The 16,004-nt window shown below is 33.3% G+C and carries 18 protein-coding genes and 1 pseudogene; 3 read left to right on the top strand and 16 right to left on the bottom strand.

Annotated elements, in window-relative coordinates; translation table 11 throughout:
* Nucleotides 1–95 precede the first annotated feature (95 nt).
* Nucleotides 96–1,075 (top strand): annotated as a pseudogene (locus HRG09_RS05915) (LAGLIDADG family homing endonuclease).
* Between the two features lie 517 nt (nt 1,076–1,592).
* On the opposite strand, the gene HRG09_RS05910 reads toward HRG09_RS05915, so the two are convergent.
* The 5 genes from HRG09_RS05910 to HRG09_RS05890 form a co-directional block, all read right to left on the bottom strand.
* A complete protein-coding gene (locus HRG09_RS05910) occupies nt 1,593–1,901 on the bottom strand; it encodes a hypothetical protein (RefSeq protein WP_174099822.1) in 309 nt (102 codons plus the stop codon).
* A gap of 169 nt (nt 1,902–2,070) precedes the next feature.
* Nucleotides 2,071–2,886 carry a YwqG family protein gene (locus HRG09_RS05905; RefSeq protein ID WP_174099821.1) on the bottom strand — a complete coding sequence of 272 codons (816 nt, stop codon included), beginning with the start codon at nt 2,884–2,886 and terminating at the stop codon, nt 2,071–2,073.
* 78 nt (nt 2,887–2,964) lie between these two features.
* Complete coding sequence (locus tag HRG09_RS05900; protein WP_174099820.1) at nt 2,965–3,372, bottom strand: DnaJ family domain-containing protein; 408 nt, start codon at nt 3,370–3,372, stop codon at nt 2,965–2,967.
* A gap of 21 nt (nt 3,373–3,393) precedes the next feature.
* On the bottom strand, nt 3,394–3,633 hold the full coding sequence (locus tag HRG09_RS05895; protein WP_309232012.1) for a hypothetical protein: 240 nt from the start codon (nt 3,631–3,633) through the stop codon (nt 3,394–3,396).
* Between the two features lie 236 nt (nt 3,634–3,869).
* On the bottom strand, nt 3,870–4,721 hold the full coding sequence (locus HRG09_RS05890; protein ID WP_174099819.1) for a patatin-like phospholipase family protein: 852 nt from the start codon (nt 4,719–4,721) through the stop codon (nt 3,870–3,872).
* A 191-nt stretch (nt 4,722–4,912) separates the two neighbouring features.
* On the opposite strand from HRG09_RS05890, the gene HRG09_RS05885 reads away from it, so the two are divergent.
* Nucleotides 4,913–5,290 (top strand): PH domain-containing protein, encoded by a 378-nt coding sequence (locus HRG09_RS05885; RefSeq protein WP_174099818.1) that lies wholly within the window; start codon nt 4,913–4,915, stop codon nt 5,288–5,290.
* A gap of 176 nt (nt 5,291–5,466) precedes the next feature.
* On the opposite strand, the gene HRG09_RS05880 is transcribed toward HRG09_RS05885, so the two are convergent.
* The 4 genes from HRG09_RS05880 to HRG09_RS05865 all read right to left on the bottom strand — a co-directional run bounded on the left by HRG09_RS05880 (nt 5,467) and on the right by HRG09_RS05865 (nt 8,437).
* Entirely contained in the window at nt 5,467–5,940 is a 474-nt protein-coding gene (locus HRG09_RS05880) for a GNAT family N-acetyltransferase (protein ID WP_174099816.1), read from the bottom strand.
* 6 nt (nt 5,941–5,946) lie between these two features.
* A complete protein-coding gene (locus HRG09_RS05875) occupies nt 5,947–6,468 on the bottom strand; it encodes a YfiT family bacillithiol transferase (RefSeq protein WP_174099815.1) in 522 nt (173 codons plus the stop codon).
* 32 nt (nt 6,469–6,500) lie between these two features.
* Complete coding sequence (locus HRG09_RS05870) at nt 6,501–7,022, bottom strand: GNAT family N-acetyltransferase (protein ID WP_174099812.1); 522 nt, start codon at nt 7,020–7,022, stop codon at nt 6,501–6,503.
* A 92-nt stretch (nt 7,023–7,114) separates the two neighbouring features.
* Nucleotides 7,115–8,437 (bottom strand): glutamate synthase, encoded by a 1,323-nt coding sequence (locus HRG09_RS05865; RefSeq protein ID WP_174099810.1) that lies wholly within the window; start codon nt 8,435–8,437, stop codon nt 7,115–7,117.
* A gap of 366 nt (nt 8,438–8,803) precedes the next feature.
* On the opposite strand from HRG09_RS05865, the gene HRG09_RS05860 reads away from it, so the two are divergent.
* Nucleotides 8,804–9,193 (top strand): cupredoxin domain-containing protein, encoded by a 390-nt coding sequence (locus HRG09_RS05860; protein WP_174099808.1) that lies wholly within the window; start codon nt 8,804–8,806, stop codon nt 9,191–9,193.
* 335 nt (nt 9,194–9,528) lie between these two features.
* Here HRG09_RS05860 and HRG09_RS05855 read toward each other — a convergent pair whose 3' ends face one another.
* From HRG09_RS05855 to HRG09_RS05825, 7 genes are all read right to left on the bottom strand, one after another.
* On the bottom strand, nt 9,529–10,308 hold the full coding sequence (locus tag HRG09_RS05855; protein ID WP_174099807.1) for an undecaprenyl-diphosphate phosphatase: 780 nt from the start codon (nt 10,306–10,308) through the stop codon (nt 9,529–9,531).
* A 137-nt stretch (nt 10,309–10,445) separates the two neighbouring features.
* The gene (locus tag HRG09_RS05850) at nt 10,446–11,075 is read right to left on the bottom strand and encodes a hypothetical protein (protein ID WP_174099805.1); all 630 of its coding nucleotides are present in this window, start codon (nt 11,073–11,075) and stop codon (nt 10,446–10,448) included.
* A 172-nt stretch (nt 11,076–11,247) separates the two neighbouring features.
* A complete protein-coding gene (locus tag HRG09_RS05845; protein ID WP_174099803.1) occupies nt 11,248–11,622 on the bottom strand; it encodes a nucleotide excision repair endonuclease in 375 nt (124 codons plus the stop codon).
* Nucleotides 11,623–11,713: 91 nt separating this feature from the next.
* Entirely contained in the window at nt 11,714–12,277 is a 564-nt protein-coding gene (locus HRG09_RS05840) for a GNAT family N-acetyltransferase (RefSeq protein WP_174099802.1), read from the bottom strand.
* Nucleotides 12,278–12,665: 388 nt separating this feature from the next.
* Nucleotides 12,666–13,085, bottom strand: a complete 420-nt coding sequence (locus HRG09_RS05835) for a VOC family protein (RefSeq protein ID WP_174099800.1) — start codon at nt 13,083–13,085, stop codon at nt 12,666–12,668.
* 357 nt (nt 13,086–13,442) lie between these two features.
* Entirely contained in the window at nt 13,443–14,558 is a 1,116-nt protein-coding gene (locus HRG09_RS05830) for an NAD(P)/FAD-dependent oxidoreductase (RefSeq protein WP_174099798.1), read from the bottom strand.
* Between the two features lie 318 nt (nt 14,559–14,876).
* Nucleotides 14,877–15,527 carry a YdeI/OmpD-associated family protein gene (locus HRG09_RS05825; protein ID WP_174099795.1) on the bottom strand — a complete coding sequence of 217 codons (651 nt, stop codon included), beginning with the start codon at nt 15,525–15,527 and terminating at the stop codon, nt 14,877–14,879.
* Between the last annotated feature and the right edge of the window lie 477 nt (nt 15,528–16,004).

Raw genomic sequence — 16,004 nt, 5'->3', positions numbered from 1 at the left:
TTTCAATAGCTAAAATAGACAGAACATCAGTTCTTTTATATGATATAGAAGAAGATGCACACCTAATTTATATCTATTGAAAGGAGAGAATCAAAGTGGTTGACAGGAGCAAAAAGAAGTCTAAATGTACATTGGAAAAAGACGAACTGATTTAAGCTTTATTTAAAAGGGGAGAGCACGTCAAATATTGCAAAAATGGCTAATGTTTCACCTAGATATGTTCGGATGGTTTTAACGGATAACAATGTTGAAAAGAGAGCAAGAGGGAGCTGGAAACGAAAATATCATTTAAATGAAGATTACTTTAAGAATTGGTCTAATAATATGGCATATATATTAGGATTTTTTATTGCAGATGGTGTCATTACAAAAGATAATCAAACCGTAAGTATTTCTCAAAAAGAATCGAGAATTTTAGAAGATATAAAAATCGAACTCAATTCAAATCAGCCGTTGTACCAAAATAAAAACACTGGCGTTTATATGTTAAATTTAAATAGCAAAATCATGAAAAACGATTTAATGAACTTACATGGAATCACGCCTTGTAAATCAAACAACGTACAATTCCCATTTGTCCCACAAGAGCATCTACATCATTTCGTTAGAGGATATTTTGATGGAGATGGCTATGTAAATTACCCAACGTATACAGTAAGTTTTGTAGGGGGATCATATAGCTTTATGCATTCCTTAATCCAAATCTTACAAGAGCGAAACTTCAAACCAAACTTCATAAATAAAAAAAACTCATTATCGTGTAATCCTCAGCAGGAGAAAAACAATTAAACGTTTCTCTGATTGGATCTATAAAGATAAAGAATTATTTTTGCAAAGAAAATATGATATATTTCAAATGGAAACCACAGATTCGGAACAATTACATGATAGAAAATTAAAAAGAACAAAATCAGCTGTCGCTCAAAGAAAAAATGATTTTCTCATACAATATCAGCAGCACAATTCTATAAATAAGTCTTGCGAATATCTCAACATTAGCAAATCGACATTTAAAAGTTGGTTAAAAAACGATTTAGAATTCAAAAATCGATTTGAACAAATTCATTCAAATTAAAATCCTTTCAAAGATTAGTGTATTGCATTCTGGCACTAATCTTTTTTTATTAAGTAACGGTCAAAAGAGGGGGGAATATAATAAAGATAAGTTACTTTTATTTTTACAGTTAACATAATATATATTATCAGAAGTTATATAAATAAAAGGTTTTTATGTCTCATATCTATAGTAAACTATACATTTTGAGATAAAACGAAAATTTTTAATGCGATTTACATCTAATTATAATTTTGTAGATTTCATTAGTTTTTTGATTTATCACAGCAAATTTATGTCGAAATTTTACTGATGTATTTATGATTATGATGCTGAAGATTATAAATGAATTTATGACTGAAAAATATTTATAAACTAAATCCGATTTTAATCAATCGATTCATTTATAAAATTTCTCTCCAAATTTTAATCGTTACATCTATATCTTATTTATCAAATATAAGTGAATTTAGTGCTTAATTACATATTTTGCTTAACCTGCTTATTATTTGCTATGTATCTTGAAATTTCTCCTTAGTTAACATAATGTAGTTCGATTTAATAAGAGTTCATGAACCAGGCTAAAATCTTGATAAATTCTAGGTTGATACGTATTTACATAACAAATGTATTTCTCTGTATCTGTAGAACGAATAAAACCACCCAGGGACAAATCTTGAATCGGTGCTTCAATAAAAAAGCGATGTGTTTCGGCACCTTCAATCATTGTCCAATCTTTTGGATGGTAATGTTGTAAATCTTTTTTCATTAAGTTTTCTACTTCTAATGTAATTGTTTTATTTCCTTCGATAATTTGATGGAGATTTACAAAATGAAGTTCAGGCATGCGATTGATCTCTACTGTACGATAAGGTCACAAAGTTTTGTTAATTGTCGCAACCCCTCTTCCCCGCTTTCTGATAGCATTCCACCTGCTGAAAATAGAAAAAATTCTTTTAGGGCGAAGAATAAGGCCACCTTCCATATACTCATGTAGAAAGCGGCCTTGCATTTCCTTAACAGCAATCCCAATTATAAAGTACATTAGTAAAATCTAACTTGATTAAATCTTCTTTTCTTATAAAGAAATTCGCAACGCCACAATCTCCCCACATGATCCCTAAAGAGTCATCCGTATCAATTTGTAACAATAAAATGTTGTGTTCTTGATAAGATTCTTGCCAATCTCTTGGATCTGTTTGTGTAAAGAATGGATATCCGCCTATTTGATGCCCTTGACCTCTAAAAGACTCTTCATACAATTCGCCAAATTCTATTCCCTCTTCGTTATCAATGATCTCTTCTATATCAACTGTATCTTGAAAAAGCGATTCAAAACGATAATCTTCTATTGTTATAGGTTGATAGGCTAGTTCAAATGTTAATTTAGCAACTTGCGGTATAACAAAATATTCTAAATCCAAATGATTCAAATAACTAAAATCAGTTACAAGCTGCGAATCATCATAAATTATTTCAGAATGATAAATAATTCGAAAATCTTTTTGTTCTGTTAAACAATCAAAATTAGCACCAAAAATGTCATCTTCACCGTTTACAAAAAACTGCAACAGTCCTTTTGTTGGCATATATTCAATTTGTGGAATTTCTTCAAGATTCAATTGCGCTAGTAACATCAACGGTTTCCCATTTGAACCTTTTGGATGGGTATGATGAAGCGGCAAATATGGGTACCCACCAAATTTACTTTGAAATAGCGTTGTTTCGCTTAGTTCTCCTGTAACTTTAATATAAGGTCTCACACTTTTTTCTATAATATTTCTATACGGCTCTAACTGCTTTGGTACTTGTAAATGATATGTATTTGTCATTCTCCATTTCCCCCTTACATAATAAGTAAAATAAACCTATCTTAATTATATAACAAGCGAAAGACTTAGGAAAAAATACTAAAAATCCATTTTCACTCTCATCTTTTGTGCAGTTGGTGGACACAAAAGATTATGTTCTGACACTTTTTTATTAATAGTTTCAATTAATTTCTCTGCTTCTATAGAATCTGTAATCTCTTTCAGTTTCTCTTTTAAATGATCAATTTCCTTTGAAAGCTCAATCCATCTAGGTAAAACGTGGTTATCTTTCAACGTTTTATAAAGTTGCTTTTCGGGATGATAAGAAAGGTTTTTATCGATATTAAGCGGCTTCCCCTTGCCAGATAAATTATCGAAAGCACCTGCTTTTTCTGCACGTTTAATGATAGAACTAATATGATCTTCATATGTATAAGACCAAACTTTCTCATCCTTTACTAAAATCTCTTGCTTTTTCAACGCTTTATCTATATCCTTTTCATTCATAATTTCTTCCTCCCCTTCTTTTTAAAGTGTTGCTTTTGAATGATTTAGAGCTAGTACCCCTACAGCAAATTTTTCACGCCACCAGATTTCGTCATAACCGCCTTGGTACTCATCATAGGCAATCTGATACTCTTTTTCTCTAAGTGTCTTAGAGAGGTTTCTATTAGCCTTTAAAAGCGGTTCGTTTTCAAGCGTGCCAGCTGCCATATACATACGTAATTGTAATGCATGATGAAGTGATAAAAATTGTTTCTCTGTCAATTGATCGATTCCAACAGCAATACACGAAGGGATATCTCCGTTGATTAATTGATTTCTAAGTTCTGATATCTTAGGGCTTAGTAATTTGACCTCATGCCTCTTCCCTCCTCTATCGCATTATATGATTAGTACTTCTTGCTTAATAAATAAATTCCTATATAAATACTGTACTAACGTTGTATGTTTTATGAACAAAAAGCACACAAACAATATAGTCTGTGTGCTGCCCTTCTTTTTCATTTATCTATCCATTCTAATAACCGATCATACTGATTCTTAGCATCCTGATACCCAAGATTATATAATTCAACAAGCTTATCTTTATTTCTTTCAATCCCACTAATAGGAAGTTGCACACTTGGTTGAATGACAAAGAAATTCTCTTTTTGTGAACTTGAAGACATATAAGAAACGGTTTCGTTATAAAACCGATAATGTTCTACTAAAAGTTCCGAGATTTTCGGGTATCGTCTATATAAATACTTTGCCATAGGCGAAAATCTATTACGTTTTTTCACATATCCTTCCGGTTTCGTCATAATAACAACATTCTTTTTATATCCATCTTTTTGTGCTTTTCGAACAGGAATAGGATCAATGATTCCTCCGTCTAAAAGTTTTTTATCATCATAGTCTACAGCTGGAGCAATAAATGGTACTGAACTTGATGCACGAATAATTTTTAATATATCATTCCCGTGCTCTTGCTTATTATAATAAATAGCTTGTCCTGTCTCGCAATCTGTTGTTCCAATTATAAACTGCTCATTTGTATTTAAAAAAGTTTGAAAATCAAACGGTACAATTTTATTAGGCACTTCATCAAACAGAAAGTCCATACCAAATAATTCTCGTTTTCGTATGAAGTTTCGATATGATATGTAACGATGATCAGAAACCAACTCTGTATTCACTTTTTTATTTCTTCCCTTTTGGCGAGATACATAAGTTGCCCCCATGCATGCTCCTGCGGATACTCCAACTACATATGGGAAAAATAAATCATTTTCCATAAAGTACTCGAGTACACCAGCTGTATATAATCCTTTCATGCCTCCGCCTTCTAATACTAAACCAATATTTTTCATGTATACTCCCTCTGCATTTGTTTCTTAATTTTATAAACACTTATATTTTAGCACAAGATATTATGATGAAGTATTAATAAATTCATTGCATTCACTTTAAAAAGCTCTTGCTGCATTGTAAGAATCTCTTATCCTATTACGTGATACAATAAAAGAAACTCATTCCACAGATTATAAAGGAGGAATTTCATATGGGTTTATTTAGTGGCATTTTAGGAAATGCATCTGATACGAGTGTAGAAAATGTTGAGCGTGACTTAGAAAAGATTATGCTTGATGATGAACAAGTTGAGTCTGCGTATAAATTAATCCGAGATTTAATTGTATTTACAAATCGACGAATGATTTTAGTAGATAAACAAGGCGTAACTGGTAAGAAAACAGAATATCATTCTATTCCATATAAAAGCATCACACAATTTAGCATTGAAACAGCAGGACATTTTGATTTAGATGCTGAACTTAAAATTTGGATATCTGGCATGCACGAACCAGTCACAAAAGAATTTAAAAGCGATGACAGTATTTTAAGCGTTCAAAAAGCACTAGTAAAATACACAACGAAATAGCCACTTTTTGTATATTTATACAAAAATAAAAGTATATACCCCGTATTTTTTGGAACAACATGCATTAAAAACTTTTAAAAATACAAAATGACATTTCGTATCATTGCATTATAAGAACCACAATAAAAGGATAGACAATACAGACTTACTCTGTTTTATCTATCCCTTAAAATTTATTATAATGTCTTCTTATAATAAATAAGTGTTGTATGATCATTCAACTTCTTTTTTAACCACGTTTGAGTGTAACCCGCTTTTTCATATAGATAACAATTACGTTCTTCTTCTAGGATTGTAGCTAATTCCCAACTAATTGCTTGTGGAAACATCTTTTCTATTAAAGTGAGTGCTTTCTGAGCAATCCCTTTCCCTTGATAATTAGGTAGAATAAACATAGGACTAATCCAGAATTGTGTCGTCTTCTCTTTCATAAATACACAAATAGCTCCCACAAGAGTATTATCAACTAATATTTTATATAACCCACCATTTGGATTGTTTATTCTTGCAATTACTTTATCGATCGTTTCATTAGAAGGATTCGTTTTATAGTCCTTATATTTTTCTAATAACGGTTTAAATGCTTGTACTTGAATATTAAAAATAGATTCTGCATCAGACTCTATTGCTCTTTCTAATATGATTTCCATAGCCCCTTACCATCCTAATCTTTCCCGTAAAGAAGTAATATGTGCTGTGTGATGACGCCCGTGCCATGCATATAATCCAATTGCGACCTCTAGTTTTGTTTCACCTGATTCTGGATGATTAAAAGTTTTTTCAAGATCTTCTTGTTCTAAAGAGTTTAATAAATTTACCCATCTTTTATGTAAGGAGTCTAATAATACAAGAGAAACATCTACTGGTAATTTTGAATCAGGGAGCTCTGCCCATTTTCCTTCCATATACGGTTTAATTGTCGGATTATTTTCTGTAAGAGCTAACTTAAAACGAATATAGCTATTCATATGACTATCAACCACATGATGAACAACTTGCCGTACTGTCCATCCACCTTTTCGATACGGTGTATCTAACTGATCTTTATCTAACTCTTTAATTGCTATTGTCAATTCTTGAGGGAGATTTTCAATTTCTCCAATCCACTTTTCTACCATTTCCTCAGTAACATTTCCTTCATAAGTAAACTTCCCAATTGGATAACGTAAGTCCTTCATTGCATTGTTCCCCTTTTGTTTTAAAATTTCTTTTATAACATTTTAGTATGTTTCCAAACGTAATGAATGAAATTAACCTTTTGATTATTTAACTCTATAACTTTTTTATCAATTGTGGTACACGAAAACCCGCTTTTTTCTAATACCATTTGTGAAGCAATGTTATGATTTGTTGTCTTTGCATGAATTTCATTAATTTGATTTTTTGCTGCTTGATTTAGGAGTAATTGGACGGCATTAGTTGCGATTCCTTTTCCAACAAAATCTTTTCCTACACGATAGCCAAGATATCCTGATTGTCTATCTCTCTCAATGTCTACTAAGTTGATTCGGCCCACAATTGATTTTTTCATATTTCTTATAAGATAAAAGTAAGAAATTCCTTCTTTTTGTTCCTTTAACAATCCATCATGTTTTTGCTGGAACGTCTCATAAACATAGTAATTATCACCACGACTTGGTACCATCTTTTCAAAAAAGACTCTATTATAACACTCAAAAGCAAACAATTCTTCTGCATCTTGTTCCTTTAATTTTTCTATGTATATTTCCATTCATAATTCATTCCTTTTTTTATTCAATTAACTATTATAAATTCGCCATTTAATAGTTAATTCCCTACTATAAGTATTAGGATTAACCCCCTTTATTTTTGTCGAGTTTTAAGAATAGCAAACCATACCTTAGGATGAAAAAGATGTAGAGGACTACGCATAAGATTCATTACTCTAACTAAACGAATATAAATGTCTGGATTATTCGCAGAAAGCTGGTATATTTTTTTCGTATACCATTGTTGAAATGGTTGTATAAAAGACTTCTCACCTTTTATTTTAGGATGACGGAATGCCTCTGTAGTAGCCATTTCCCACGGCGTTTTAATAATTTTCGAAATTCGCTTATAGAAGCCACGAGTAAATCCTTTCTCTAATGCTTTCCCCTTCTTTAAACACATTTGTAATTCTTCAGCTTCCATAGCAGCGACAGAAATTCCTTGTCCAAAAACCGGATCAAAGCGACAATGAGCATCTCCAATTACTAAAAATCCTTCTGGCATATTTTTCACTAAATCGAAACGCCGACGAACTTGGTAAGGGATCTTATGTATTTTTATATCTGTAATCGGTTCTGCTTGTTCAAGAAAATGAATGACATCTGGGGCAGGTAACTTATGAGCAAATGCAAGGAGCTCTTCATCTGTTTTTGGTGCCTTTTCATTGGCATATCCGCTAAAAGTCACGAAATAATGATTGTCTTCAATCGTTTGAATAAAGGCACCATAAGGATTTTCAGGAAAACTAGGGGAAATAAGTAAATTACACCAATCAGGACGCTCATTCTGTTTTAGACGGAATACCCTAGTCGCGTAAAACAATTGAATCCATACTTTTTCTTCTTTTACATCTATGCCCTGTGTTTCTAACCACTCTATATTTTTTGAACCAAATCCGCTCGTATCAACAACTAGGTCTGCGTGAAGATCTTTTTTCATTCCTGTTATTAAACACTTTGTTTTCACACCAGAGATTTTGTTACGATGTGGATCGATTATCAATTGTTCAACTACTGTTTCATATTTCGTCGTAATATTAGTTACTTCACTCATTCTTTTTTGTATATGCCACTCAAGCATAGGACGACTCTGTTGAACCGCATTCAACTCTCCAATAAATGGTTGTTTCCATAAACCAAAATGATGCCATTTCAAATCTCCCGTAAAATTATTTACAATACCACCATCTTCTTTTAATTGGTTCATAATTGCCGGGAATAATTTCTCAATTGCTCCTTCACCACCTTTTAATAACACATGAGGATGATATGTTTGGGGCACTTTTTTTCGAGGGCTTTTTTCATTCCACTCTTCGCCTGCTTCTAAAATCATTACTTCTTGAAAAAAATCTGATAGAGCTTTTGCTGCTAGTTTTCCAGCTATACTTCCACCAATAACGATTGCTTTTTCTAACATTCTTTTACCTCCTGATAGATATTTCTGTGACTTAAAATAAAATTCGATAATTTATAAAAATAAAGATTGATAAAAAGATCTTTTTTGTAGAGCATTCCTTTGTTCAACAATATGTCCAAATTATGGAAGTTAAACTTGAAGATGATGAAAATATTTTGTTTGAATGTGAAGTATTACACTTAAACTAATGGTGCAGGTTAATTGAAGAAGAATGAATTCCATAAGGTCGTTATTAGAGTCAATCTTTTTTCTCTGTCATTGTTTCAGATAAAAGAGTTACTATTTGAAGCACGTTGGAATCCCATTTATAATGATAATATTTTATTAATTGGAAAACAATAGTACTTAGGAAAGGAAGGATTGCGAATGTCTGTGAAAAAGCGGTTAACTGGATTGGTCGTTTTCCTTGCAATGATTGTGGTTGTGACAACGCTAGGCTCACTCGGTGTATTTGCCGAATCTAGCGTCGTAACACAGCCTGTTGAGTCAGTGAAAGTGATTGAGGTCGAGTTGAATGATGATTACTTTAATCCGAAAGTCATCACTATTCCGATTGGAAGAACGACAACGTTGATATTGAAAAACCAAGGTAAGAAAGAGCATACCTTCACAGTGGAAAAGCTCGGAATTGACGCCGAAGTCCAGCCGGGAAAAGAAAAAACCATTACCGTGAAACCCAACAAGCCCGGTACATATGAACTCATATGTCGGTACCATTTCCAAAAAGGAATGGATGGAAAAGTAATAGTCAAATAACAAGCAGGGCCAATCGGGCCTTGCTTGTTTAATAAGCAACGGGAACTTATTTATTATTACCCAGACATTATTATAACAGCTAAATCCCCCTCCGCAAACGGATATTCTTATAAAAAAGTAAAGAGAGAAGCTTGTTCAATAAGACATAGTAATTAGAATCTTCCACAATCGGGCGTATTAATTGAGTAAGGATCGCAAAAATTATCAAACTTTTTTATAAAAGGATGATTTAATTATAGAAAAAAATAACGGTGTTAAGTTTATCTAATAATATCTACCAGCAAGATCCTGCATAAAGTTCACTTACTACTTGATTGTATTTTAAGGATTCATCCTTAAAATACGCCAGTGAACTGTAAAATTATAATGATAATACCTAAGGCCCAAACATAATAGGCGAATACTTTAAGGGAATGCTGTTTTAAATATTGAATCATCCAAGATACCGCAATATATCCGAAAAATGCAGCAGATAAAGCTCCAATGATTAACGACGTACTTGAAATCGTTTCAGCTTTCCCTTGAAACACATCCACAGATTGTAAAACGATAGCGCCAACGATAGCAGGTGTTGATAATAAAAAAGAAAAATAAGCCGCTGTTTCACGATCTAACTTTCTCCAAAGCGCAGCGACAATTGTCATACCAGAACGAGAGATTGCTGGGAAAATAGCAAACGCTTGAAACGAACCAATAATAAAAGCATCTTGATATGTAATATCATCCATTTTCTTACGTCCATTTTTTTGTTTCTCTGCCATATATAAAAACAAACCGGTCACTAAAAACTCCCATCCAATTGTTACACCTGTTTTTGAAATTTCTTCAAAGAAATCTTTAAATAATAGACCGATAACGACCGCTGGAATTGTTCCAACAATAAGTAAAAAAGTAAGTTTTGAAAATGGGTTTTTCATCAAATACACAAACTCTTTTTTATAATAAATAAACACAGCGATCAGTGTCCCAATATGAAGCATTGTATCTAAGAACAGACCCGCTTCATCTAAATTGAATAAATGTCTTCCTAAATATAAATGCCCCGTACTGCTTATAGGTAAAAATTCCGTTAATCCTTGAATAATTCCTAATATAAAAGCTTCTAACCAGTTCATGATGGTCTCCTTTCTTGTTTGCTTGTACCAGTATATGTTTGTTTTTACCTGTTATGAAAGAAAGGAAAAGGAATTCAAGATTTAAGGACTTTTTCAGAAAACAAAAAAAGAGGGTATATCCCCTCTTAACATAAACCCTATTTAATTTGTTCTTTATGTTCATGATTAACAAGAACATACCATTTACCCGTATCAAACTTTTCTTTATTAATCACATAAACTTTATTTTCTCTCTTTATATCCCCAGGTTTTAATTCCTTAGTAATAGTAGAGGTCTCGCCTTTTTCAACCTCATAACTACTAGTTGCCCACACATCACTTTGGTAAACATTATCATTTTCATCCACTAAATCAACTGATGGTAAAACGGCTAATTTCATCGGTTCGTTTGTGATGTTTTTTCCTTCCACTTCTAAAACAATAAAGACATGTCCATCTTCAGGTTCTTGGATCCCTATACTTTCTTTACCAACCTTATCTCTTTCTACAACTCTTTTTACAGTTACATCAAATTTAGGTGTATGAAAAGCCTTGTTTAAAGTATACTCTTTTTCTTTTATTTTTGACTTCTCTTTTGTTTGTTCTGTATTTTTCTGCTTTGTATTCTCTTTCGTTTTCGCCTCATCAGTTGTTTGCACTTTCTTTTCTTCTTGTTTAGAATTGGTTTCTTTAGATTCTGAAGAAGTTTTGTCAGATGTACTTCCACAGCCAGATAAATTGAATACTAAAGCGCTACCTAAAATACATGTAGTAAATTTTTTCAACATCTCTTTTTATCCCCCGATAAACATAATATATAAATTCCTTACTTATCATAACAAAAAACACGATCTCAGATTGTTGTATTTTGTCGAATGATTAAGAATAATCCAATGTTTTTTATTGCATATAAAAAAACATGATCTTGATGTAGTACCAAGATCATGTTTTACATTGATTTTATTTATAAAATACTTTATCCACATTATACTTCGCTTGAAACTCGTTAATCATATATGTTTCGTAAATTTCTCTTTCCATTGGATCTTCTACAATACATACATCAATGCGGTATACTTCATCACGATGTGCTTTAATTGGTGAAACATTGTCTTCAAAGTGTTTTTTAATACGTTGTCTTATTTTACGTGCTTTCCCAACAAAAAGAAGTTCGTCATTAATGTTATAAAACATAAAAATGCCGCCTTTATCTCTTGGAAACAGGTGAAAATCAATAAATCCATGGATTGGAGTGATTCTTGGTTCATCGCCTTTTATTACTTGTTTTCTTTCTGTGATAGAAACATCAACTGCAGGTAAATCAATTTTAATCAAGTTGCTTCACGTCCTCTTTTATTGTAAAGGTAAATAATAGCACATGTATGTAAGAAAAGCTATTCATGCTGAGTAAAAATACCGTTTTTTGCTATCTACTAAATATTATAGGTATATCATCGATACGTTTTCTCCAAATCATATGATCATAAGCCTCGCCCCAATAATCCTTTAACAAAAAGTTAGGCTCTCCAAATTTTTTCTTCCATATTTTCTGTGCGTTCGTATACCCGCTATCCAAACAGAATTCTTTAATCCCTCTACTTAATAAGGTAAGGAGTACTACATTTAAAAGCAAATTCCCTATGCCGCGTCTTTGATAATTCGGCAGTACAAATACAGTCCCTACTTCATATAAGTCTTTTAATACGCCATCTGTACAACTATTAATAAGTTTACTTGATGGACCAAACTCAATTGTACCGATAATTTTATTACAATGTTTATCTACAGCGATCAAAAAATATCGATTTTTCCCATCGCTATCAAAGTCGCATTTCAAATACTGCTTTTTTGTTTCAATCTCATCTTTTATGTCATCAACCAACTCCGATAACCCCTCTTTAGCAAACGTATCTATAATAACTGTATGGAAAAATTGATTTAACTCTTCATAATCACCAATGATTGGTCTTCTGATCTCAACGTGATCCACCTAAGGCAACTCCTTCATTCTCTAAATTTCAAAAGTACAACCCAAATAGATTTTTTCTCCAAAACGATTAAATTTCCCCCATGTGCTTTAGAATAATATTTGATCAAATTGATACTAATGCCCTTGGTAAACGAACAAAAAGAAAGAGCTTATTTTGAAAAAAGATTAATCAAAACAAGCTCTTAATATATTCAATTGAATCATTTTTCATAAAAAAATTTGATTATTTCTGTGATCCTTCTTCAATTAATGCGCCTATTATCAGAATACTAATTGGTCATTTTCATTTGTTCGTGTAAACGATTTTGTAAAATAAATTGTGTAAGTATACCAGCAATGCGAATGGTATGTACTGGACATAGGTTAAGCTGAATGCCGACAGCACGGATCACTCTTTCCTGGTCGAACCCAGAACTTCCAAGTAATGCTGATTGTACATAATACCTAGGATGTTCCCAAAAGGATCAATCACGGAGGCAGTAATGAACCCCTGACCGCGAACTGTGGGTGCTTCATGTTCTTTCGCTCCCATAGACAGCAGCTTCTCGAAAGTTGTTGTTACATCGTCGACGTGCCAGTACACGACAGCACCACCGGCCGGTCCGGTCGTCGAACCATCGGGCGCATAGCGGCTATCGATCAGGCCCAACTCGTGCTGGTAGTCGCCGAGGCGAAACTCGGCATATCCTGGGCGCTCGAAGTATGGAGCGATGCCCAATAGTTCAGCGTACCACTTCTTTGCCGCCGCTAGATCAGCCGCCCAAAAACTGACGGTGGTGAGTCCTCGTAATGTCTTTGTGTCGCTCATAATCGATTTCCTCCTCAATGTTGAGTAAGTAATTATAATCAATATTTAGAGTCGCCGAGTAATTTCCTAGTTGCTATTCCCATAGCTATTGTAAACGTCTAATGCTGACAACAGTATGTCAGTGGAAAGGAATAAATGTTCAAAAGTGCTTTGAACATTTATTCCTTTGATTAACTTCGATTTACTTACGAATAGTCCCTTCTTTTATTCAAGAAAATGGTCCTTTAGTGGAGTAACATGACTGAAGCTTTACAACATCAACAAGAGCAAAAAAGAACTCACTGCGTACAATGTAAAAAGAAACAAAAAAAGATTAGGAATAACACCCTAATCTTTTTTTGTTTCTATATCTAATAACTATTCAATTGCACCGGCTACATCATAATGACTTAAATCTAATTCTATCGGTTGTCCTAAAGCCAGTTTCGAAAGTTCAGCACCTAAGTATGGACCTGCTGTTAATCCCGAAGCACCTAGACCATTCGCAACGAGTATACCTTTAAAATCCGGTAACGGACCGATAACTGGAAGGAAACCTGGTGTAAATGGTCTAAAACCAACTCTTGTTTCTAACATCGTACTATTTTCTAATCCTGGTGCCACAGATAATGCTTTATCAAAGACTTCATGCAAACCGCCGGCTGTAACGCGATAATCAAGACCAGTATCATTTTCATGCGTTGCTCCTACAACTATACGGCCATCTTCAAAAGTTAAAATGTACTGATCATTGGGCGGCATTACAACTGGCCAATTTTCTGTATCCGTGTTTGGCATATGTAAATGAACAATCTGAGCTTTTTGGAAAGTCACAAGAAAGTTAATACCAAGTGGTTTTAGTAATTCATTTGCCCAAGCTCCTGCAGTGACAATTACTTGATCCACAATTAATGTTTCGCCATTTACATGGATACCTTTAACATGATTATTTTCATGAATTAAAACTGCATCTCCTTTTATAAAAGTAGCACCATGTTTTTTCGCAGCATTTACAAGCGACTCACGAAGTGCTCTTCCATTAACACGAGCAGCACCACTTATATGTACAGCTCCATATTCTTCTGATAACGGCGGGAATAATTTTTTTGTTTCCTCTGACGATAGACGAGTAATTTCACCAATTTCGGGTGCATCCTCGCGCCTTTTATATGCTCGCTCTTCCATTTGATCTAACTTTTTATCATCTGTATGTAAGCTAATAGCACCTACTCGGTTATAACCTGTATCTGTTTCGCCATCTTCTTCTAATTGCTGAATTAAAGAAGCGTAATAGCGCGCTCCACCTTTTGCGATTTTATACCAAGCTTGATTACGTCGTTGTGAAAGCCACGGACATACAATACCTGCAGCTGCATCCGTTGCTTGCCCTAAATCTTGGCGATCAACTAAAGTAACATTAGCTCCCTCTTTAGCCAGATGATAAGCAGTAGATGCTCCTAAAATTCCAGCTCCAACTACAATATACGATTTCATTTCAAACACCTTTTCTTATTCATTCTTTTATATTTTATTTACTGTACAAGAGCTCTACACATTTTATGTGCTGTAAAAAGTAGTTCTTATAAATCTTAAACCATATTCAGTATACTGGAAGGAGATGTTTTTTCAACTTTTTCATGCTATAAATTGTGTCATCATTATGTATTTTTACATCAAAAACCAAATTTCACAAAAAAACATATTCTTGATTCCTTATTTATAGCATGAAATCAAGAATGTGTTTTTTACATCTTAGTATTTAACATTCAGTCCCTAATTTTAAACTGTCCACTTTCTACTATTAAGTTTTCTTTATTTCTTCTTTCTGCGGAATAAATCAATGGATTTATAACCTTGTGAAAGGATTTCAATCATTTGCTGCGCACGCTTTTCACGTGTTTGTTGCTGTTTTGCTGAGAATATGTGACGCGCCCAATCCTTTTGATATCCTGGCGTTAAATCTTGATAAAATTGAAGTTCATTAGGATGATTAGCTAATAACACTTCTACATCTTTAATGTTTTCGACATAATCAGAGACGCATTGACTAGCGGCTGATGTCTTCTTAGCTTTCTTTTTTTCGCGTTTCAAACCAACGACAGTGAAGACATCGTCCATACTTACCATTCGTGCAAATTTGATATCACTATTACCTACATATCCATCTTCTCCAACGTTCATTGCTGGAAATATTTCATCTCTGTGAACAAAAGTTTCATAACGAGTGTTTCCTTTTTTCGGATAAGCAAAAAATAAATAGCCTTTTTCGAGTAATAGCTGTTTATTAAGAATAAGTTGTGTGTGCTTTACCATCTCATCGATTGTTTCTACAAAAATGAAAATAGCATCATGATCTTTAGAAAGCGTAGTTGCTTGTTCAGTAAAAACGTCGTAATCTTCTGGTTGGTTGACTACCACCATATTTGTATATTTATTAAGGTTTAATTTAACGATAATTGTCATTGCTAGCTCCTTCTTTTTTATTCATTGTTGTTTTTATAGTACAATATTACTATAAGCGATATCGGCGGTAAATCGAAAAACTACGCTTTAATAGCGTCATACCATCAACTTTAGCAACTCTCTTTGCACCATCGGTATCATTCATTCCCTTTATTAACGCATTCTTTAATTTCCCTTGAAGTTCTGACTCTTCTGAGAAGCATCTCTACCAAACCATCTACAGCTGAAATTTTGAGCGATAAATCATGTAAAGTAGCAGCATATATCTTTTAGGTAAGTATTGATGTTTAATTCTTGTAACTAAACACCCCAAAATACCATTCTAAAAATCGGAGCAGTGTTAAAAATGAATATGCTTACTGCCAGTTCCTTATAGTTACAGACTCATAAAGTTTGAATCGATATTAAAGGGTTATTGATACGCACCAAATAAAAGGCCCTCTATCCCTATCTGCTCAATTGGAGGAAAGTTATACA

Origin of the sequence: Bacillus sp. Xin1 (assembly GCF_013314535.1) — a bacterium.
Taxonomy (GTDB): domain Bacteria; phylum Bacillota; class Bacilli; order Bacillales; family Bacillaceae_G; genus Bacillus_A.
This window is presented reverse-complemented; position numbering and strand designations above follow the sequence as displayed.